Origin of the sequence: Porphyromonas canoris (genome assembly GCF_000765975.1) — a bacterium.
Lineage (GTDB): Bacteria > Bacteroidota > Bacteroidia > Bacteroidales > Porphyromonadaceae > Porphyromonas_A > Porphyromonas_A canoris.
Map to the genome: position 1 here is coordinate 1 of NZ_JQZX01000006.1, position 21,210 is coordinate 21,210.

At 46.2% G+C, this 21,210-nt stretch carries 23 protein-coding genes and 1 rRNA gene; 10 read left to right on the forward strand and 14 right to left on the reverse strand.

All coding sequences use genetic code 11. The features are described from left to right. The 13 genes from HQ29_RS01460 to HQ29_RS01520 form a co-directional block, all read right to left on the reverse strand. Positions 1-232, reverse strand: a 23S ribosomal RNA gene (locus HQ29_RS01460); the annotation flags it as partial. Between the two features lie 1,408 nt (positions 233-1,640). Then, positions 1,641-2,297: a fructose-6-phosphate aldolase gene (fsa, locus tag HQ29_RS01465; protein WP_036789778.1), complete on the reverse strand. Its 657-nt coding sequence runs from the start codon at positions 2,295-2,297 to the stop codon at positions 1,641-1,643. A 76-nt stretch (positions 2,298-2,373) separates the two neighbouring features. After that, positions 2,374-2,853 (reverse strand): 2-C-methyl-D-erythritol 2,4-cyclodiphosphate synthase, encoded by a 480-nt coding sequence (gene ispF, locus HQ29_RS01470; protein ID WP_036867302.1) that lies wholly within the window; start codon positions 2,851-2,853, stop codon positions 2,374-2,376. Positions 2,854-2,892: 39 nt separating this feature from the next. Continuing rightward, a complete protein-coding gene (gene porV, locus HQ29_RS01475) occupies positions 2,893-4,071 on the reverse strand; it encodes a type IX secretion system outer membrane channel protein PorV (RefSeq protein ID WP_036867162.1) in 1,179 nt (392 codons plus the stop codon). A gap of 18 nt (positions 4,072-4,089) precedes the next feature. Beyond that, positions 4,090-4,875 carry a formate/nitrite transporter family protein gene (locus HQ29_RS01480; RefSeq protein WP_036789774.1) on the reverse strand — a complete coding sequence of 262 codons (786 nt, stop codon included), beginning with the start codon at positions 4,873-4,875 and terminating at the stop codon, positions 4,090-4,092. A gap of 26 nt (positions 4,876-4,901) precedes the next feature. Beyond that, on the reverse strand, positions 4,902-5,534 hold the full coding sequence (locus HQ29_RS01485) for a hypothetical protein (protein ID WP_036863495.1): 633 nt from the start codon (positions 5,532-5,534) through the stop codon (positions 4,902-4,904). 48 nt (positions 5,535-5,582) lie between these two features. Further along, complete coding sequence (locus HQ29_RS01490; protein WP_036867163.1) at positions 5,583-6,218, reverse strand: redox-sensing transcriptional repressor Rex; 636 nt, start codon at positions 6,216-6,218, stop codon at positions 5,583-5,585. Between the two features lie 27 nt (positions 6,219-6,245). Continuing rightward, a complete protein-coding gene (locus HQ29_RS01495) occupies positions 6,246-7,922 on the reverse strand; it encodes a putative transporter (protein WP_036867166.1) in 1,677 nt (558 codons plus the stop codon). Between the two features lie 356 nt (positions 7,923-8,278). Then, positions 8,279-8,773: a 50S ribosomal protein L9 gene (gene rplI / locus HQ29_RS01500; protein ID WP_052089668.1), complete on the reverse strand. Its 495-nt coding sequence runs from the start codon at positions 8,771-8,773 to the stop codon at positions 8,279-8,281. Positions 8,774-8,822: 49 nt separating this feature from the next. After that, the gene (gene rpsR / locus HQ29_RS01505; protein ID WP_200878513.1) at positions 8,823-9,092 is read right to left on the reverse strand and encodes a 30S ribosomal protein S18; all 270 of its coding nucleotides are present in this window, start codon (positions 9,090-9,092) and stop codon (positions 8,823-8,825) included. A gap of 1 nt (position 9,093) precedes the next feature. Continuing rightward, positions 9,094-9,480: a 30S ribosomal protein S6 gene (rpsF, locus tag HQ29_RS01510; RefSeq protein ID WP_052079375.1), complete on the reverse strand. Its 387-nt coding sequence runs from the start codon at positions 9,478-9,480 to the stop codon at positions 9,094-9,096. Between the two features lie 120 nt (positions 9,481-9,600). Then, positions 9,601-10,074 (reverse strand): hypothetical protein, encoded by a 474-nt coding sequence (locus HQ29_RS01515; RefSeq protein ID WP_036789763.1) that lies wholly within the window; start codon positions 10,072-10,074, stop codon positions 9,601-9,603. A 35-nt stretch (positions 10,075-10,109) separates the two neighbouring features. Beyond that, entirely contained in the window at positions 10,110-12,149 is a 2,040-nt protein-coding gene (locus tag HQ29_RS01520) for a M3 family metallopeptidase (RefSeq protein ID WP_036867306.1), read from the reverse strand. Positions 12,150-12,190: 41 nt separating this feature from the next. Between HQ29_RS01520 and HQ29_RS01525 the strand changes: the two genes are divergently transcribed. Together HQ29_RS01525 and HQ29_RS01530 are read left to right on the forward strand one after the other, a co-directional pair. Further along, complete coding sequence (locus HQ29_RS01525; protein WP_036846639.1) at positions 12,191-12,955, forward strand: 3'-5' exonuclease; 765 nt, start codon at positions 12,191-12,193, stop codon at positions 12,953-12,955. A gap of 636 nt (positions 12,956-13,591) precedes the next feature. Then, on the forward strand, positions 13,592-13,831 hold the full coding sequence (locus HQ29_RS01530; RefSeq protein ID WP_152566463.1) for a hypothetical protein: 240 nt from the start codon (positions 13,592-13,594) through the stop codon (positions 13,829-13,831). A gap of 17 nt (positions 13,832-13,848) precedes the next feature. Here the strand turns inward: HQ29_RS01530 and HQ29_RS01535 are convergent, their stop codons facing one another. Then, positions 13,849-14,412, reverse strand: coding sequence for an FKBP-type peptidyl-prolyl cis-trans isomerase (locus HQ29_RS01535; protein ID WP_036867169.1), 564 nt, complete (start codon positions 14,410-14,412; stop codon positions 13,849-13,851). Positions 14,413-14,623: 211 nt separating this feature from the next. Between HQ29_RS01535 and HQ29_RS01545 the strand changes: the two genes are divergently transcribed. From HQ29_RS01545 to rlmH, 8 genes are all read left to right on the forward strand, one after another. Next, a complete protein-coding gene (locus tag HQ29_RS01545; RefSeq protein WP_052089677.1) occupies positions 14,624-15,250 on the forward strand; it encodes a PASTA domain-containing protein in 627 nt (208 codons plus the stop codon). Further along, positions 15,250-16,308, forward strand: a complete 1,059-nt coding sequence (locus HQ29_RS01550; protein ID WP_036846644.1) for an RluA family pseudouridine synthase — start codon at positions 15,250-15,252, stop codon at positions 16,306-16,308. The genes HQ29_RS01545 and HQ29_RS01550 overlap by 1 nt, the downstream gene beginning before the upstream one ends. Positions 16,309-16,348: 40 nt before the next feature. Next, positions 16,349-17,332, forward strand: coding sequence for a D-alanine--D-alanine ligase (locus HQ29_RS01555; RefSeq protein WP_036867309.1), 984 nt, complete (start codon positions 16,349-16,351; stop codon positions 17,330-17,332). A gap of 65 nt (positions 17,333-17,397) precedes the next feature. Beyond that, a complete protein-coding gene (locus HQ29_RS01560; RefSeq protein WP_036863487.1) occupies positions 17,398-18,552 on the forward strand; it encodes a lysophospholipid acyltransferase family protein in 1,155 nt (384 codons plus the stop codon). A 16-nt stretch (positions 18,553-18,568) separates the two neighbouring features. Beyond that, on the forward strand, positions 18,569-19,138 hold the full coding sequence (locus HQ29_RS01565; protein ID WP_036863484.1) for an isochorismatase family protein: 570 nt from the start codon (positions 18,569-18,571) through the stop codon (positions 19,136-19,138). A 21-nt stretch (positions 19,139-19,159) separates the two neighbouring features. Continuing rightward, positions 19,160-19,582: a DUF4494 domain-containing protein gene (locus HQ29_RS01570; RefSeq protein ID WP_036789726.1), complete on the forward strand. Its 423-nt coding sequence runs from the start codon at positions 19,160-19,162 to the stop codon at positions 19,580-19,582. Further along, a complete protein-coding gene (locus HQ29_RS01575; RefSeq protein ID WP_036863481.1) occupies positions 19,579-20,262 on the forward strand; it encodes a YggS family pyridoxal phosphate-dependent enzyme in 684 nt (227 codons plus the stop codon). Before HQ29_RS01570 ends, HQ29_RS01575 begins: the two co-directional genes overlap by 4 nt. After that, positions 20,259-20,735, forward strand: a complete 477-nt coding sequence (gene rlmH / locus HQ29_RS01580; protein ID WP_036789717.1) for a 23S rRNA (pseudouridine(1915)-N(3))-methyltransferase RlmH — start codon at positions 20,259-20,261, stop codon at positions 20,733-20,735. The genes HQ29_RS01575 and rlmH overlap by 4 nt, the downstream gene beginning before the upstream one ends. The last annotated feature ends 475 nt before the right edge of the window (positions 20,736-21,210 follow it).

The following is a 21,210-nucleotide window of genomic DNA, read 5'->3' on the forward strand; positions in this document are numbered from 1 at the left end:
CTGAGGGAATCACTTTTGTTTTCTTCTCCTATGGGTAATGAGATGTTTCAGTTCCCCACGTTCGCTCCTGTAATATCTCACAGGTGACATGCTGTCGCATGCCGGGTTGCCCCATTCGGATATCTGTGGATCATTTCGTATTTGCCGATCCCCACAGCTTTTCGCAGCTTATCACGTCCTTCATCGCCTCTTAGAGCCAAGGCATCCACCGTCTGCCCTTCTTTTGCTTATATTTTTTTNCCCCACAGCTTTTCGCAGCTTATCACGTCCTTCATCGCCTCTTAGAGCCAAGGCATCCACCGTCTGCCCTTCTTTTGCTTATATTTTTTTGCTCTCGCATATCATACCGTTAACGGCATGATACGGTTATTGTAGTTTTATACCATCCCGTATTTCCATACAGGACAATGCTACTATATTCTTCTCTTCCGATATGTCTATGATCTCGTATTCCTCACAGGAGATCCGCTCTCCCGTTTCGTGGGTGCAAAGTTAGAAAGAGTTTTTCATTCTACCAAACTTTACTAACAAAAGATAGACAAACATATCAAACAGCATCCCGTTTCGTGGGTGCAAAGTTAGAAAGAGTTTTTCATTCTACCAAACTTTACTAACAAAAGATAGACAAACATATCAAACAGCACTCCCAAAACAGCACTTAATCCGCTTGTTATCAAGACTGAAGAGAATCAAACATTTTATCGAAAACCGCTATTTCCTCTCCCCAACTGCTCTCCCCTATATATATAAATAATGTATCCCCCNCAAGACTGAAGAGAATCAAACATTTTATCGAAAACCGCTATTTCCTCTCCCCAACTGCTCTCCCCTATATATATAAATAATGTATCCCCCTCTTCGGACACATTTCTCTCCAACCCTGAAGGTCATTTTTATATATTCCATACCGATACCTCTTCCCGGTTTTTTCTCTCTCTATTTTGATCGGAGGGGTCGTTTTCGGAGGAGTGCCGGATTTGTTAAATCAACCCGTTTTATTAACACAATTTTCGATACAGGTTCACCCAAAACGCCAAACGAGCATATTCTTCCGGCTTAACGTGTTTAATTTTTCAATGAACACGTTTACCGATTTCATTAAACACGTTTACCGGATTCGATTAAGTTTAATTTTTCAATGAACACGTTTACCGATTTCATTAAACACGTTTACCGGATTCGATTAACGTGTTTAGCCAAAATCATTAAAACGCTATACATCAGTATCTTATCTGTTTTCACCCTAAAATGCACCCGAAAAGGCAAATTTCTTTATTAGGAAACATTTACAGGTAAAGGTGTTAAATTTCACACCTATTAACGCGAAAAAGCCCCATCAAACGGACTAAGAAAATTTTTTCTCCGAAGATGAGATTTTGCCATATCGCTTTCATTCAAAAGATCTTATCTTAAAACGACTTGACAAATTCGCCTCCTCCAAGCCGAAAATCGCCCCTTCTCCCCTCCATTTTCCGCATGACGTTTTTATATAAAAAGACCGATGCGCTCCTCCAAAAGCACATCGGTCTTCTTCCTTGTTCCTAAAATAATTCTGCCGAACTAAACCAGCTGTTTCGAGTCTTGGATAAACTTNAAAGCACATCGGTCTTCTTCCTTGTTCCTAAAATAATTCTGCCGAACTAAACCAGCTGTTTCGAGTCTTGGATAAACTTTGCCAAGCCGGTATCGGTAAGAGGATGATTGAGCAACTTCAGAATAGAGTCCAAAGGCGATGTAATGACATCCGCACCGATCTTTGCACAAAGTGTTATATGCAGCGGAGAACGGATGGAAGCCGCCAAAATCTCAGTAGTGTATCCGTAGTTGTCAAAGATCACACGAATATCTTCTATAAGATTAAGCCCATCCTGACTAATATCGTCCAAGCGTCCCAAGAATGGAGATACATAGGTAGCTCCTGCTTTTGCCGCCAAAAGCGCTTGTGCCGGAGAGAATATAAGAGTGCAGTTTGTTCTGATACCTTTTTCTGTCAGTTCCTTGATCACTCTTAATCCATCCTTAATAATGGGAACTTTGATGACAATCTTTTCCGGACATATCGCAATAAGCTCTTCGGCTTCTGCCATCATCTCTTCGTATGTAGTAGAGAGAACTTCGGCGCTAACCTTGTCTTCCACTATGTCGCAGATAGCCTTGTAATGTTTCATGACAGCATCTTTTCCGGAGATTCCCTCTTTTGCCATTAGGGACGGATTGGTAGTAACCCCATCCAAAATACCAAGTTCGTGGGCTCTCTTGATCTCGTTCAGATTCGCTGTATCTACAAAAAACTTCATATATAAATGGATTGATATAATGTTCTGTTCAAAAGTAGTGAAAAAAGCGGAGAGGGACAATAGGTTCTCCTACGCCTTAGTTCCTATATATAAGAGCCATAGCCATGGCGGCAATACCCTCTTCATTCCCTGTGGCATCGAGCCTTTCGTGAGTGGTTGCCTTGATCGAAATATCTTCTTGAGGGATATTCAGGACTCTCGATATATTGGCTTGCATCTCCGGGATATGAGGGTTCATCTTCGGAGCTTGAGCTATAATGGTGGAGTCTATATTGCCTATGGCGTATCCTTTCTCCTTGAGAAGGGCTGCGACCTCTCCGAGTAAAAAGAGACTGTCTGCCCCTTTATACTTGGGGTCTGTATCGGGAAAATGGTAGCCGATGTCTCTTAAGTTTGCCGCTCCCAAAAGTGCATCGGAAATGGCATGAAGGAGGACATCCGCATCGGAATGCCCTAAAAGTCCGACCGAATGAGGTATGCGAACCCCTCCGATAATGAGATCTCTATCCGGAACAAGCCTGTGAATGTCGTATCCGAACCCTACCCTTATGTTCACTCCCATAGTCTTATCTTTTTGTTTCTGTGGATGAATGGATTAAAACGAGCCGGTAAGCGAAAGACGGAGCGTACCATTCTGAGGATTGCGTGCGCTTATGGCAGCAAAGTAGGCAAAGTCGAAACGGACGAACTTGTACTTTACGCCGACTCCCATAGAGAATCCACTGTCCGATCCTTTCGAGGGATGCATATACTTGTAACCGAGACGAAGAAAAGCCAGATCGTTGTACCCTGCCTCGATACCCAGTGCCGGTGTGTACTCTCTAAGCTCTTCACCAAACCCTTCCGGAGCATCAGAGAATGAGGCAAATATGCCTTGAAGTGCGGTAGTGGAGTAATACTCGTCTATGAGATCCGTGGTTCCGTCCGAGTCTTTCCCGATAGGATAAGATGGCACAAGCAGTTTTTCCAGCTCCAAATAAGATGCCAAGGAGATATTTTTGGCAAATCGGGTCTGATACCCAACCCCTGCGCGCAACATGGTCGGCATGAAAAGAGACTTACTGCTCTCGCCTATCTTCAGCTTCGGACCGATATTCAGGACAGATGCTCCGGCGGTCAGTTTGTGCTTCTTTTCGGCATCCAGATAGTCGGTGAAAAGTGCTCCCAAATCGAAAGTAAAGTTACCCACAGAGGGATAATAGGAGAGATGCCCCGATGAACCTGCGGTATAGAAATATCTCAAACCTGTTCCAAAAGACCACTTATCGGAAAGAGCATAAGCGTAAGAGAGCTGAGCCGATGCTTCAAAAGGGCTGAAGGTATGTGTGATAGAGCCGGACTTCCCAAAGACATGCACATCGTCAATATTCATTCTACGGAGGGAAACGCCGAAAGTATGCTTCCGCTCCGCTCCCAAAAAGGAAGGACGGAAATATCCGGTCAGGTCTGCTATACCGATTCCATCCGTTATTGCACTCAGCCACGAGAGATAAGCGACAGAAACACCATAGGAGTTACCGGCACGAGAGAGCTTTGCGGGGTTGAAGTAAGCAGAGACGGCGTCCGCTTCCGTTGCGACACCAAGACCTCCTAATGCCGCACTGCGAGCATCCGTGACTATGGATAAGGAAGATGCGGCAGTAACAATGGGAGAGAGAGCCGGCAGATAAACATCCGACGATAAAGCGGTTTGGGCGGAGAGCTTATTGATGCTCAGGAATGAGACCAAAAAGATCAGCAGGAAAGGATTTACAAAGTAAGCTCGCTGTCTCATAACGTATGCTGTATAGTGTCAATATTTTTTCAAAAAAGAAGAGGTGTACCAAGTGCCAACCATAAGCCCTCCTCCCACGATATTACCAAGGGTTGCCGGCAGAAGGTTGCCCCAAAGGAAGTCTGAGAGAGAGACATCCGCACCCTCCATCATACCGAGAGGGATATAGAACATATTGGCTACACAGTGTTCGTAGCCCAGCGCCACGAATGTCATTACCGGCCACCAAAGTCCCCAAATCTTACCTATCGTGGTCGTAGCACTAAGCCCCATCCAGATGGCCAAACAGACCAGCCAGTTGGCACCAATCCCTTTCACGAAAACTTTCCAAAAGGGAGCGGAAGTTTTATACTCCGCTATTCCGATGATCGTACTGTGCCAAGGGTCTTGCGCAAAGAGTCCCACGAGATAGACCAAGAGGTACGCAAAGCAAACCGCACCTACAAGGTTCATGATGAAGACCAGTGTCCAGTTCCGAAGAAGCTTTTTCAGACCAAAGTCTTTATTCCAAAATCCCGGCATCAAGACAGCATTGTTGCTGGTGAAAAGCTCTGCCCCTGCAATAACGACAAGGATAATGCCCACGGGGAAAGTCATTCCCGACAAGAGCATTCGCAGTCCGGGGTTCTCGGCAGTAAGTGCCGGCATTCCTCCGGAGACAAGAACGGAGAGCGTCCCTCCCATTGCGATGAAAGCTCCACCGAGAAAGCCCAACAGAAGTGTCTTTATGAGCGAATAGTTTGCTTTTGAAATGCCCAGATCTTTTGCCGCCATCACTATGGCATCGGGCGATAATATATTCATTGTTTAGCTAAGTTCTAATGTGTTCTTTATCGAAGAGACAGTCTGGTCAAAAGCTGTGCTTCTTCTTTTTGATTTGTGTCCTCCAATAAGAGGCAGAGGTTGTCTCCTATAGCTGCCGTGTCGAATGCCTGCCGGAGAGGGAGCAGGAAAATGTCTCCAATCTTAATGGTGTGATACCTGCTTAGACGGGCAAGAGTCTCTTCTGCTTTGGTCAAAAGCTCGACGGGGATATGAATCTCTTCTTGCGCTTCTCCTTTTTGATGGAAAACTTTCACCGCACCATTCTCCCTGATAAGTTCGGGGGAGAATCCTGTCTCTCCCCAAACCAAAGCACCATCGAAGCCGTAAGCAGAGAAGGTCGGTACTCCTTGGGAAGAGAGTGTGTCGAGCAGTTCAGGCAATAGAAGAGAGTAACCAACGGTTATGGCAGAGTAGTAACGATGTATAAATCTGGGAGCGATGCTCTTGCCTATACGATTCATCTTCAATACCAGCACAGGCATTACGGCAACAGGCTCGCCCTCTTCAATGGGAGGGAAAACCGGCTTTCCGCTCTTTACATAAGCAGAATCGGGTAGGAGAACCACAGCATCATCCGAAAACTCAGACTGTGTTCTCTTACCCGAATACAAATGTCCCGAAAGACTGAATATCTTCATTTATTATCCGTTTCTACCTTGCCTTGTACACCGGCAGTCTGTACAGTGTCAACTCTTGAGTCTGTTGAACATCACTGCAAGATGTGCATACATGGAGGTATTTTGCACTACAATATCTTCAGGAACTTTTATCCGAAATGGGGTAAAGTTCCAAACGGCTCTGATACCTTTGCTCACTACAATATCCGCCACTTCTTGCGCTTTAGAGATCGGGACGGTAAGCACTCCGATAGAGCCGGGAGTTTCTTTCATCACCCGATCCAACTCGTCCAAATGATAAATAGGAGTGTCCGAAATGGTCGTTCCACAGATAGACGGATCGACATCAAAACCTGCGACAATCTCCATGCCGTACTGGCTCAGTCCTTTATCCGCCAAAAGAGCAGCACCTAAGTTGCCCACCCCGAACACGTAAGCCTTGTGAGTCTGAGTGAAACCCAGAAAAGACTCTAAGACAGAAACCATCTGATCCACCCCATAACCGACACGTGTCTTACCGGAAATATCCACGTAAGAGAGGTCTTTGGCTACCAAAGCCGGATCTATACCTATACACTTTGCTATGGCAGTAGAGGAAATACTTTTGAGTCCTTCTGCTTGCATCAGTTTTACATGAGCCAAATACCACGGCAATCTGCGCAGTGTTGGCTCCGGTACTTGAGTTTGTTTGTCTATTCGTCCCATCTGAAGTTTTATTCTACCTCTAATTTATCATATAAACAGCAAGATCATCAGCTGTGCGACCACTACTCGTAGAAACATTGTCAGCGGATAAACGGTTGCGTATGCAATGGCGGGGTCATCATTTGTGGCAGTTGCATTGGCATAAGCAAGCGCAGGAGGGTCTGTGGTACTACCCGATATAAGTCCCATCAACTTTAGATAGTTCACCTTGAAGACTCCTCTCGCAATAGCTCCGACAATGAGTAGCGGTAAAACGGTTATGATAAAACCATATCCTATCCACTGCCACCCCCCTTGATTTACGATCGTATCTATAAATCCGTTACCGGCTCCGATACCAACGCAAGCCAAAAAGATGCTTATACCAATCTCTCGCATCAATAAAGTAGCACTGTGAGTGGTATAAGTAACCATCTTAAATCTGTATCCAAAGCTACTAATAAGTATGGAAATAACCAATGGACCGCCTGCCAATCCTAACTTAATAGGTTGAGGAATACCTGGAACAAGAATAGGAATAGAGCCGAGAATGATACCCAAAGCGATACCTATAAATATGAAGAACAAGTTGGGTTCGTGAAGATGCTTAACCTTATTCCCCATCATCTTTTCCACTTGAGCTATTGCAGGATCACTACCAACAATGGTAAGCTTATCCCCAACCTGAATATGCAAGTCCGGAGAAGCTACAAGGTCTATACCGGAACGTGTAAGTCGGGTAAGATTCACACCATAAAGTTTTCTCAACTGCAGATCAGCGATTTTCTTTCCGGACAGTCTGCCATTCGTTACCAGGATTTGGCGACTCACAAACTCTGCATGAGCTGGAACCCACTGCTTTCTATCCATGACGATCTGCTCTCCTATGATGGTTGTGATGGCATCGACATCGTCTCTCTGTGCGATCACAAAGAGCTTATCTCCGGTATGCAGCTCGGTTTGTCCGTTTGCCACCTCTATCTTTCCGGTCTGACCGGAGAGATGACGCGAGACAACAAAATCTCTTCCCTCCAATGCTTTTACTATATCAATGATAGTACGACCATTCAGGGCCGGATTTGTAACGAGTAAGGACAACGGAACGAGAGTTTGAGTTTCTTCTTCCGCTCCTACTGTTCTGCTTTTCTTCTCTTCTTCAAGATTGATTCTGAAAACAACCCTTATCAGAATAAGAGAGAGAATAATCCCGACGACACCCAAAGGATAAGCTACCGCATACCCCATGGCAATGGTAGGATCCGCAGCTCCGGTAACGTCGGAATAAGCTTGTTGAGCAGCTCCCAAACCTGGAGTATTGGTGATAGCACCGGACATAATCCCGACCATCGTAGGAACGGGAATCTTTGTCATATAATGTATGGCAAGGGTTGTAATGGCTCCCAAAAGGACAATCGAAGCCGCCAGCAGGTTGTAGGTAACTCCCCCTTTCTTAAAGTTGGAGAAGAAACTCGGTCCAACCGCCATACCTATCGAGTAAACAAAAAGAATGAGACCAAACTCTTTGAAAAAATGAAGGACTTCATGATTGACATGCCATCCTAACTCTCCAAAGAGTATTCCCACAAAAAGAATAAAAGTAACACCAAGACTGATCCCACCAATCTTGATCTTACCCAACTGGATGCCCAGTGCTATCGTCAGCGCTATAATAAGAACAGACTGTGCGACACTTTGCACCGTAAATAACTGAGTAAACCACTCCATAATTCAGACCTAAGTTTAGTTTGACTCTTTCAAGTATATAATGTTAATGTTGTAAGGTTCTTATTAGATTTACCGGCGGGACAAAGGTAACAATAATATACTAAAGTCAAAAGATGTCAAGGCTGCAACTAACGCGGTTTTTGTATCTCTTTCGGCTGTAATGTTTCTACCGGAACACCCTTAAACGGGAAGAGGGAAAAGCAGACACGGAAAGGGAGCATGCGGAGGGAATAAAAAGAGAGATCTCGCCCCTCTTATTCAGAGGACGAGATCTCTCACAAATTATTATTAACACCAAAAACTTCTACATAAAATTGTTTTGAAGATTGTGTTTCAGAGGATAGCCAAAGAGAATATTACTCTTGTGTAGCTGCAACCTCTTGTTCAGCAGCTTCTGCCACAGGCGCAGACTCAGATACCACTTCAAAAGGAATCTCCACACTAACTTCTTTGTGAAGAGCAATCTTAGCGACATAGCTACCAACTTCTTTGATATTACCCGGAACTGAAATCTTCTTACGATCTACGCTGTAACCTTTTTCTTCAAGTTTTTCAGCGATCATAATATTGTTTACAGATCCAAAGATTGTTCCTTGTGCACTTGTCTTAACCGTAATGGTTAGAGAAACACCGTCCAGCTTTTGAGCAAAATCCTCAGCGTCTTTCTTGATTTGAGCAAGCTTGTGCGCTCTTTGTCTAAGGTTTTCAGCTAGTACTTTCTTGGCAGACTCTGATGCTATCACAGCCATACCTCTAGGGATTAGAAAGTTGCGGCCATAACCATCCTTCACCGTAACGATATCGTCCTTGAAGCCAAGGTTCTGCACGTCTTCTTTCAAAATAACTTCCATATTCTGTCTCCTTTATATTAGTTGTTTCTTACTATTACTACAAAAACTCTTATTTCATAAGGTCTGTCACGTAAGGCAACAACGCGATATGACGAGCTCTCTTCACAGCTTGAGCCACACGACGTTGGAACTTGAGTGAGTTACCTGTGATACGACGAGGAATAATCTTTCCTTGTTCGTTAAGGAATTTCTTTAGGAACTCCGGATCTTTGTAGTCTACGAACTTAATACCGGCTTTCTTAAACCTGCAATACTTCTTCTTGTTAACATCCACAGATAGTGGAGTAAGATAACGGATTTCTGATTGTGATGCCATAATATTAAGCTTCTGTTTGTTCTTCATTAGGGGTTACTACTTGAGCTTCTGTTGTGCTCTTGTTGCCTTTGAGTTTTCTTCTCTTTTCGGCATACTCTGCGAAGTGTTTGTCTTGGCGGAAAGTCAAGAAACGTATAACACGTTCGTCACGACGGAATTGCAATTCCAATGTCTCAATAAAAGAAGGCTCTGCCTTAAACTCTACAAACTGATAAAAACCGGTAGATTTCTTAAGGATTGGGTAAGCCAACTTCTTTAGGCCCCAATTTTCGTGGTTTACAAGTTCTCCTCCGTTTGTTTTGATGAGGTCTGTAAACTTATCTACCGCTTCCTTCATCTGAACTTCAGACAAAACGGGAGTTAAAATGAAAACGGCTTCGTAATTGTTCATAAAACGTTTACTATAAATAAATTACACGTTAATATTTTTGTGCCGGCAGGGCTATATCCTGCCACGCGAGGCACAAAGTTAGATAAAATAGCCGGAATAGACAAACCTCCCCGCCATTATTCAATTATCGCCAATGCGTTTCAGGGTAATGACAACCTCCTCATCCGGCATTGCAGAGCGGTCTCCCAATATACTTGCATCGGTCAGTTTGAGCACCAGATCCTCTTCTGTCGAAGAGATGATGTCAAACTTTGCCGAAGCCATCCCGGCACTTAGAGAGAAGACACCGTCCAAAATCTTCCAGTTGAGCGTCCACTCTTCCGGCATGATATTCATCTGTTTAAGCACCGGAAGGTCCGGGAAGATCTTGTTCAAGTCTATGTTGGCAATGTTTATCGTACCGTTTGCCTTCAGGTCTATGCTCGGACTGTCGGACACCTCAATGCTTTTTGTACCCAGTTTGAGTTCGGTTGCACTCCATTTGCCTGCCAGATTTTTCTGTGCTTCCTCATCTCCTTTCTGACAAGCGGTAAAACCCAGAAAGACAACCATGAGAAGCAGTAGGGTATTTACCCTTTGGATCGTTCTGTTCATGTTCCTAATTATATATGTATGATGTTATACTCACTCTATTGCTCCACGCCATCTCTTTTGAGCAGCGCATCTATCTTGGCATCCCGACCTCTAAACTCTCTGTAAAGAATATCCGGATCCCGAAGATCTCCCTGCTCCAAAATGTGATGTAGAAACTTTGAAGCCACCGTTCCGCTCCATAAACCCTCCTCCAAGAGGTAGTCGAACGCATCGGCATCCAGCACTTCCGCCCACTTGTAGCCATAATATCCGGCAGCATATCCCCCGCTGAAGATGTGGTTGAATGCCGTTGAGATTGCTACCTCAGAGGGTGTATCTATCAAAGTGGTAGCCTTGCAAGCCTCGGCTTCTGCCTCTGCCACCGTCGGGATAGCCTCTATGTCCGACAGCGTATGCCAGAACATATCGAGATACCCAAAGTTCAGCTGACGAAGCCCTGCATATCCGGAAAGGAAGTTTTGGGTAGACAGCAGCTTCTCCAAAAGCTCTTTCGGAAGCGGCTCGCCCGTTTCGTGATGATGCGCAAACGATGCCACATAATCCGGCTGACGCAGAAAATTCTCCATCCATTGCGAGGGCAACTCCACAAAATCCCGTACTACATTCGTTCCGCTTAAAGATCCATGCTTCACTCGGGTCAGTAGTCCGTGAAGAGCGTGTCCGAACTCATGCAGGAACGTATTCACCTCATCGTAGGTGAGCAGAGAGGGCTGAGTGGAAGTGGGAGGAGTAAAATTCATGACGATACTCACCACCGGCAGATGGGCAATACCCTCTGCATCCATCCAATGTTCCGAAAAGTTGGTCATCCATGCCCCGTTTTGCTTACCCGGATTGGGGAAGAAGTCCGTGTACAGAATACCCACGACCTCTTCGGTAGAAGTGCGTACCACTCGATAGGCAGCCACATCCTCTCTGTAAACAGGAGCATCGGAGTCCGGGCGGAACTCTATGCCGAAGAGTGTTTCAGCCAGTCCGAACACCGCCTTTATCACCTTATCCAACGAGAAATAGGGGCGAAGCTCTTCGGCATCGAACTTCAACATACGTTGGCGATACATTTCGGAAGCAAAAGCCCAGTCCCAGGGCTGAAGACGATCCTCTTTCCCGATAAAGCCCTCCGAGACAAAGAAGCGTCTCACCTCTTCCAGCTCCGCTTCCGCTTTCGGTTTATATGCCGCTTTGAGGCTGTCGAGCATTTTATAGACCCCTTTCGGAGAGTGTGCCATCTTCTTTCTCAGAGAGAGATGAGCGTAGGTCGGCTCTCCGAGTATCTGTGCCATCCGAAGTCGCAGTCGGGCTATCTCTCTCAGGAGATCTCCGTTGTAAGTCTCCGACTTTTCGGGATGATTGCCCAGCGTCTGCCTTTCCATATAAAATTTACGGCGCAGCTCCCTATCCTCGGCGTAGCTCATCACGGCAAGGAAAGAGGGTGCGGAAAGGTCGAAAACCCAGCCGTTCAGCCCTTTGCTCTTGGCTTTCTCGTGAGCTATGGCAAGTGCCGTGGCAGGGATACCCTTAAGATCCGCTTCGTTCTCCGTATGAAAAATGAAAGCGTTCTGCTCTACCAGCACATGGTTGGCAAATGCAAGTGTATGGCTGCTAAGGGCAGACTTAATCTCTTCCAGCTCTCTCTTCTTCTCCTTTTCGAGGTATGCACCGCTGTCTCTGTACCCCTCGTAGGTGCGTTGAAGCAGTCTGCGGTCTGCTTCATCTTCGGGTTGGGGTTGCTTCTCATACACTGTTTTGATGAGCTGCGCCAGAACATCGTCATACTTCATGGCATTGCTCCATTCGGTCAAGAGGGGCACAAGACGCTCTGCCTCTGTCTGACGCTCATCGGTACTGTCCGTATGCAGGAGGTTAAAGAAGAGATTGCTTGCCTGTTCGAGTGCTTGTCCGCTCCGTTCGAGGGCAAGAATCACGTTTTCAAACGTAGCATCCTTTTCCGCTACGCTCTTTATCTCCGCCACTTCTCTCTTATGTGCTTCTATCCCTTCCGTGATCTTCCGGCTGAGAGACGGTGTGGAAAGATCGGAAAAGTCGGGATAAATTATCGTTGATTCAGATTTCATATTTTCCATTATTATCCGGACAAAGTTACTATTTTTGGACGATGCTCTATCTAAAATACCTGATAACGGTGGTGATACCCATTTCCCTGGTCGCCACACTCCTCTACCGCCTGTACCTCTACGGTAAAAGGCGAAGAGCCTCCGCATCTTTCAAAAAGGGCAGTAGGCTCTATCCCGAACCGGGAACACCTTCTTCCGCTCTCTCTGCCCGAACGCTTCTCCGCTCTCTGCCCCAAAGCGACAACCCCGATAAGGCAGGAAAATACCTTATCATAGATGTGCAGACAACCGGACTATTCGATAAACAGCACCCCGATACGGATCCGCCCCTGCCTTTGGAAGCGACCCTGCTGTTGGCCGATGGCGAGCTTTCTCCCATCTGTTCGCACACCTCTCTGATCTACCAAGAGACCATTGGCTCTCCCGAAGCCGTAAGCGTGCACCGGCTTTCTGCGGAACGTGTCCGGCGATACGGCTTGCCCATAGACGCTCTTGCCCCTGTCCTGCTCCGGTATATGGAGCGGGCGGATATTCTTGTCGGGCACAATCTACCGTTCGATCTGGCTGTACTCCGCCACGCACTGCCTCGGCACGAAGCTCTGCACACTCTCATGGAGCAGAAAGAGCAGCTCTGCACGATGGCTCTTGCCCTGGAGAAGCTGCCGGAAGAGGTATCGCAAGGGCGATTCTTCTCTCTAAAGCAGCTGTCCCGACTCTTTGGCGCAGAGTGGCACGACAAAGCAAATAGTGCGGTGTCCTATGCCAATGCTCTCTACACACTCTTTGTCTTGAAAAAGTTGAGCTGAACACCCACTCTCCCAAGCTGAGATTTTTATATATTCCATCCCTTTCCGTCTGTGCCCAAATTGCACTCTCTATTTTGATCGGAGGGGTCGTTTTCAGAGTACGACCAAATTGTTAAATTCACCCCATTTTATTAACACAATTTCCGATACAGGTTCACTCAAAACACTAAACGAGCATATTGTTTCGGCTTAACGTGTTTAATTTTTCAATGAACACGTTTACCGATTTCATTTAATACGTTTACCGGATTCGATTANTATTGTTTCGGCTTAACGTGTTTAATTTTTCAATGAACACGTTTACCGATTTCATTTAATACGTTTACCGGATTCGATTAAAGTGTTTAGAATTTTTACTTATAACATTGACAATTAAGACTTTGAGGTTTTTCACCCTATTTTTGCCATTTTTTGACCGAAAAATGAGTTAGGATTTATTCACAGACGAGGGCGTTAAAATTCACAGCTATTAACGCGAAAACAGCCCATCAAACGGACTGAAGAAAAAATTTTTCCAAATTCGGGCTGATTTTATAATCCCCTACCGGACAATAAGATAAGAGAAAACAAGAAGCGCAATAAAGAAATATGTGTCCAAAAGAGCGAAAAATCGGAGCAAAAAACCGGTTTTCATTTTTGTATAAAAATTTCACTCTGAACGGCATTCTTGTTCAAGCAAGGTACTGTCTCGGCACACATCGCCGGCTACCATTTTTCCGTCTCCGGGTAATGGCTAAAAGAGCTTTTCCGGGACATTCGGAAAAGGGAGGAAAGGAACATCCGGAGCGTGGAACAACTCCTCAAAATCGAGAATCCGGAAACAAAAAAAGCGTTCGGATCTCTGCTCCGAACGCTTTCCGTATCATCTCTCCGTAAAAGGAGTATCCTTTTTCTTAGCAACAGCCACAACCGCCACTGCTGCAGCCACCACTGCCACAGTCTCCACTGCTACAGCATCCGCCGTTTTGAGGGAAGAACATCTCGATCTCTTCCGTAGTGGCTTCGTGTACGTCTATTATCTCTCCGATGAAGTGCAAATCTTTTCCGGCAAGAGGGTGGTTCAGATCCACTCTTACGTGTTCGTCGGCAACCTCAACCACTGTACCTATCAACTGATGACCCTCAGCGTCCATCAAAGGTACTTGCGCTCCTTCAAAAACCATCTCGCTATCGAACTCACCTTCTACCATGAATATCTCTTTAGGAAGATTGGTGATGTATTCGTCGGAATGCTCTCCGTAAGCATCTTTTGAAGAGAGTACGAAGTCGAACTTCTCTCCCGGCTCCAAACCAAGAAGGTGTTGCTCGAAAGCGAGCAACATCATGCCCAGTCCGTGAATGTACTGAAAAGGTACTTCGCTTGTAGTCTCTTCTACCAGCTCTTCCCCTTCTACGCCTTTGGTCTGAGCATAAAGCTTATATTGTGCTTCAACAAATAGATTTTTGTCTACTTTCATTTGGTGTTACTTTGATATTGAATTTGTTGTATTGGAAATATTTCCGGCGTCAAAGATACGCAGTTTTTTGCAATTATACCGAACATATACCGCTCTTCCTTTTTCTTTTTGTACTTTTGTATGAGGACTTTTAGAGGAGAAAGCTTATGCTGTATGCCGTAGGATAAAGGTCTCACTATGTTTACAACGCGAAGATTCTGAGATAAAGAAAATGAAATCCCTTACAAAGTTCGTCATCAATATCGGTCTGATGATTCTGCTTGCCATAGCAGGCATCTGGGTCATCATGGCTCTGCTGAAAGTGTACACCAATCACAACGACGCGGTAGTGGTTCCCGACATCAAAGGTATGACGATAGAGGAAGCACAGACCCTTTTGGCATCGCAAGACTTGATGCTGAACGTAACAGACTCAGTGTATAGCTCCACCCATCCGAGAGGGGTTATCTTGGAGTTTACACCCGGAGGAGGTGCCAAGATTAAAAGGCATCGCTCCGTCTATGCTACCATAAATACATTCCAGATAGCACAGAAACGCATCCCGAAGATCAGTGAAGTCTCCATGAGACAAGCCGAAGCTCTGCTCCGCAGTAGCGGTTTTACCAATATCACCATCGCTTATGTGAGTGGGCCGTATAACGATCTTGCCCTGCGTGTAACAGATGCTTCGGGACGAGAACTCAAGGAGGGAACGCTGGTTGCATACAACAGCAAGCTCATCTTGGAGGTCTCTTCCAATAACATCAACTCGCTCTACAATGAGGATGCCATGCTTGCTCCGGAAGATTCTCTGGGAACAGGCGAAGATGAAGCACAAATAGATGAGGACTTTCTCTGATGCAGGATTTGGATTTAGACAACTTGCCTCTGTCGGATGAAGAAGATGAGGTCATAGAGCTATACGAACACTTCAGCGTCAAAGTGGATAAAGGGCAAGCCCCTTTGCGTATAGACAAATACCTCGTCCACCGTATGCCGAACGTCTCACGGCATCGCATACAGCAGGCAGCCGATGCAGGCGCTATCTTTGTATTCGATCGTCCGGTCAAGAGCAACTATAAAGTAAAACCTCTGGACGAGGTAAGTCTGCGTCTCGAAAGGCCTCCTTATGAGTTTGAAATCATTCCGGAAAACATCCCACTGGAGATCGTGTATGAAGACTCCGAGCTGCTGGTGGTGAATAAACCTGCCGGGCTGGTGGTGCATCCGGGTCATGGCAACTATACAGGCACGCTCCTGAATGCGCTTGCCTACTATTTGAAGGATGATCCGAACTATGATCCGAATGATCCGAGAGTAGGTCTGGTGCATCGGATAGACAAGGACACGAGCGGACTGCTCGTGGTAGCAAAAACGGCTGAAGCCAAAACACACCTCAGCAGACAGTTTTTCGACAAAACGACAACAAGGTCTTACCGCGCTTTGGTATGGGGACGCCCCGAACCCAAAGAGGGTACAATAAAAGGAAACATAGCGAGAGACACGAAAGACCGAATGCAGATGGCGGTCTATCCGTACGAGGGTGAGATAGGAAAGAGTGCCGTTACACACTACAAAACATTGGAGACGCTGGGCTACGTAACATGGATAGAGTGCAGGCTCGAAACGGGACGAACCCACCAGATACGTGCACACATGAAGCACTTGGGGCATCCGCTCTTTGCAGATGAGCGGTACGGCGGAGAGAAGATCCTCAGAGGACAGTCCACGGCAAACTATAAAAAGTTTGTGAGCAACTGCATGGCGATATGTCCCCGACAGGTATTACATGCTGCAACTCTCGGATTTGTACATCCCGTCACAGGTGAACAGATGGAGTTTTCTGCCCCTCTACCCGATGACATCTCCATGTTGCTGGAGAAGTGGAGACGATATGCCAACGAGGGCATAGAGTAGTAAATAGCACGAGTAAACGAATATGAAGCAAGGAGCTGAAATGAATAAAATCAACATAGCCGTTATAGCCGGAGGAGATTCCGGTGAATACGGTGTCTCTCTAAAGAGTCAGGCAGGTATCTTATCCTTTTTGGACAAGGAAATGTTCTCTGCCGTTCCGGTCATCATCACCTCTAAGAAATGGGTGGCAACGGATGAAAACGGCAAGGAGTACCCGATAGATAAAAACGACTTTTCCTACTATCCTAATGGAGAAAAGGCTCGGTTCGACTTTGCCTACATTACCATCCACGGCACTCCGGGCGAAAACGGACTTCTTCCGGGCTATTTCGAGATGCTTGGGATCCCTCATTCCACTTGCCCTGCTTTCGTTTCCGCTCTGACCTTTAACAAGTTCTTCTGCAACAGAAGCCTTTCTGCTCTCGGTTACAATGTTGCCAAAGCGATTCTTGTTCGCGAAGGAGACACCTACGATAAGCAGGAAATCGTCAAAGGACTTGGGCTTCCGCTGTTCGTAAAGCCGAATGCCGGAGGCTCCAGCGTGGCTACAACCAAAGTAAAAAAGGCAGAAGAGCTTGAAAAAGCCGTAATGGATGCCACCGCAGAAGGGGGAGACGTGATCCTCGAACAGCTCCTGACCGGCACGGAAGTAACGTGCGGCTGCTACAAGGATAGCGATGGCATACATGTGCTTCCGGTAACCGAAGTGGTGAGTAAAAACGAGTTTTTCGACTTTGATGCGAAGTACAACGGACAGGTTGAAGAGATCACTCCGGCACGTATCCCGGCAGAACAGTTTGCTCTAATCCAAGACCTGACCGTTCGCATCTATTCTACTCTCAATGCAAAAGGCATCATCCGGATAGATTACTTCATATCTCCCGAAGGCACACCCTATCTGGTGGAAGTCAATACCACGCCCGGCATGACCCCCACAAGCTTTATTCCGCAACAGGTAGAAGCTGCAGGACTGTCCATGAAAGAGGTCTTGAAAGAGATCATCCTGTACAACCTGAACGCCTGAGTATATGCCCCGATAGAGCAGACACTATCGCACTGATCAACCAACACAAAATCGAAACTGAAAGTATGGAAACAACCAACATATCCAACGATCTTTACAAAGACATAAGACCGCTAAACGAAACAGAGATACCGGAAGCATTTGCACAGCTATTGCAGGATGAGACGCTTCGTGCCCTTATTCCTCTGATGCTGCCGGGGCATACGGCAAAAGATTTGGAAGCGTTGCAACCGCGGATCCGAACCATTTACGACTTCAAGAAACACATCTCTCTTCCGGTCGTAATGCAGATCGCCAAGAAAAGTTGCTTTTCTCTCTCTGCTTCCGGCATGAGTAAAATAGAGGGAGATAAGGCTTACACCTTTATCACAAACCATAGAGACATTGTCTTGGATGCCTCTTTCCTCAGCGTCTTACTCTTTCAGAACGGCAAGCTGTTCCCTCAAATCGCGATAGGCGATAACCTTCTCATCAAGGAGTGGATAAGGCAACTCGTCAGGATCAACAACTCTTTTATCGTCAAACGAGCGGTATCCGTCAGAGAGATGCTCGCCGAAAGCAAAAAGCTCTCTTCCTATATCCGCCACACCATTACCGAGACCGGCGAACCGGTATGGATAGCTCAAAGAGAGGGTAGAGCCAAAGACTCCAACGACCGGACGCAGACAGCCATGCTGAAAATGCTGACGATGAGTTCGGACAAAGATACCGACACCGCTCTCCGGGAGTTGAAAATCGTTCCCGTATCGCTCTCTTACGAGTACGACCCATGCGACTATCTCAAAGCGCAAGAGATGTTACAGAAAAAGATCAATCCGGATCACAAGAAGAGCCAGATGGATGATCTCAAAAACATGCAGCAGGGTATCGTAGGCAAGAAAGGGCGTGTACACCTTTCCGTATGCGATCCGATGGGCGACTTTAGTACCGGACTCCCGACGAAAGAAGCCCTTCAAGCCTGGGCAGAAGAGATAGACAAGCGGATACACAAAAGATATAGACTCTATGAAATAAACTACATCGCCTATGATCTTCTCAACGGAACAAAGAAGTATCAAGGCAGTATGTACGGAGAAAAAGATCTGGAAGAGATAGAGCGTTACTTCGCCGAACAGATTGCGAAGATAGAGATATCGGGAGGAGAAAAGGATGAAGCATTTCTCAGAGAACGCATTCTGGAGATGTACGCCAACCCTCTCATCAACAATCTCAATGCGTAAAGAACAGACACAGAACATGAAAACACTATTGATCGTAGATCCACAAATAGACTTCATATCGGGATCATTGGCTGTACCCAAAGCTGAAGCGGCAATGCTGAAGCTGACGGAACGGATAGAGAAAGAGGCTCTTGCTCCCACCCAAGCGTGGGAACAGATCGTAATTACCGTGGATGCTCACCCGATAGACCACTGCAGCTTCGTGGCTCAAGGCGGAGAGTGGCCGCCGCACTGCATCAAGCAGAGCGTGGGAGCTGCTATATACGAACCGCTGATGCAGGCTCTCATCAAGCTAAAGGGCAGTTCTGCTGCTCCTCGCATCACTATTGTGGAGAAAGGGAAGCTGCAAGAGAAAGATGAGTATAGCGCATTCGGAGAGAGCCTGCCCGAATATCTCCGATCCTCTTCCTCTGTCGAAGTGTGCGGCATAGCAGGCGAATATTGTGTCTTCACCACGCTGAGCGATCTCATCAAGCATGGTATGCCTCCCCGGAATATCGTCATACTGAAAGAGTGCATCGGCTCTTTCGACGACGGAGAAACCGTAGAAAAATTTGCACAGACACATCAATGTAACATAGCATAACAGATATAAAGAACAACGAAAATGAATTGGTTTGAATGTAAAGTAACCTACGAGAAAGAAGAAAATCAGGACGGAAAGATGAAGAAAGTGTCCGAAATCTACCTTTTGGATGCTCTTTCCTTTACCGAAGCAGAGAATAGACTTGCCGAAGAACTCGGTCCGCGTGGTCCGTTCATCGTGGACAGCGTGAAGAAGGTAAAGTATGCCGAGATATTCACAGACGAGAACGGCGACAAGTTTTACAAGATGAAGGTCGGCTTCATCTCTTTGGACGAGAAAGCAGGAGTAGAAAAGAAGAAGTACGTCAATATGCTTTCGCAGGCAGCAGACGTAGAAGGTGCCATAGCTCTACTGCACAAAGGAATGAGCGGAAGCATGATGGACTACGAGCTTGCCGCCGTCAGTGAAACCATGATAATGGACATCCTTAGAGGTAACGCATGAGCATCCGAGAAAATATAGAAGCTATCCGGCAGACACTTCCGCAAGATCGGAGTGTCACGCTGGTGGCTGTCTCAAAATATTATCCGGTCGAGGCTCTCATGACAGCCTATGAGAGTGCCGGTCAGAGAGTGTTCGGAGAGAACCGTGTACAGGAGTTGAGAGCCAAGTACGAAGTAGCACCGAAAGACATCGAATGGCATCTGATAGGTCAGTTGCAGCGTAACAAGGTGAAGTATATTGCGCCTTTCATCCACACGATCCACAGTGTGGACTCTGAGTCGCTACTGGAAGAGATAGACAAGAGAGCAGGACAGGCAGTGGGTCGCACGGCTCCGCTCCGTGTCTTGTTGCAGATCCATATCGCACAGGAAGAGACCAAATCCGGACTCTCACCGGAAGAGTTTCGCGCCCTTATCGCCTCCAAGCCATGGCAGAAGTACAAGAATGTCGAGTTTGCAGGCGTGATGACCATGGCAACCAATACGGACGACGAAGCACAGATACGCTCGGAGTTCAAACAAGTATCCGATCTCATGAAAGAGGTACAGGCAAAAGCCGACGAACTTGAGCTGCCTGCCACATTCAAAGAGCTTTCCATGGGAATGAGCCACGACTACAAGATCGCCCTCGAATACGGCGCAACCATCGTAAGAGTAGGTTCCAAAATCTTTTCGGAGTGAATAAGATCGTCATCCTCTACATCGGCAAGACGGACGACAAAGGTTTGGAGTCTGCCACACAAGAATACTACAAAAGATCCGGAAGGTATATCTCTGTGGAAGAGATAGCCATTCCGGATATAAAAAACAGGAAATCGCTCGACCCCGAAGAGCAGAAAAAGAGAGAGGGCGAACTGATTTTGAGCAAACTCGAAACATCGGACAGAATAATCCTTTTGGATGAAAGAGGCAAGGAGCGAACATCGTCCGAAATGGCGGTTTGGCTCGATGGACAGATACAATCATCCTATAAAAGAATGGTCTTGATCATTGGCGGACCTTACGGATTTTCGGATGAAGTTTATGCCGTGGCACACGAAAAAATCTCTCTTAGCAAGCTCACATTTTCCCACCAAATGATACGCCTCTTCCTTGCAGAGCAGGTGTATCGCTGGATCTCCATCATCAAAGGTCTCCCCTATCACCACGATTGAGAGACGGATCACATCCGACCCTCACTCCTGGCACACTCCTCCGGCTCTCTCTACCTGTCAGCCGTCAATCTTGAAAATAAGACCTTTGAAAAAGAGAGCTTCTTGGCAAAAGATCTCAAAATAGCACCTTCTCCCCCTTTCCTCCTCTGTCCGACTGTCGCTTTACCTAAAACGACAAAACTCATCTTCCATGCTTCTCTTCCTGTCTATCATCGAAAAGAGAAGTGAAAGCAGAACAAAAAGAAACTTAATCCGTTCCCAAACAGAAACGATAGTATTAAAAACTTGCTCTAAACGTATTCTGTTCTGTAAATCAAGGCTCGATTTACAGAAATCAAAACTTAACTCTCACAAATCAAAGCTTAACTCCTACAAACCAAGCCTTGTCTGTTACAAATCAAACCTTGCTTTCTATTTTTTTACTCGTTCAGAAGAGAAAATAAACAGGAAGAGCGATCTTTTTAGACCGCTCTAT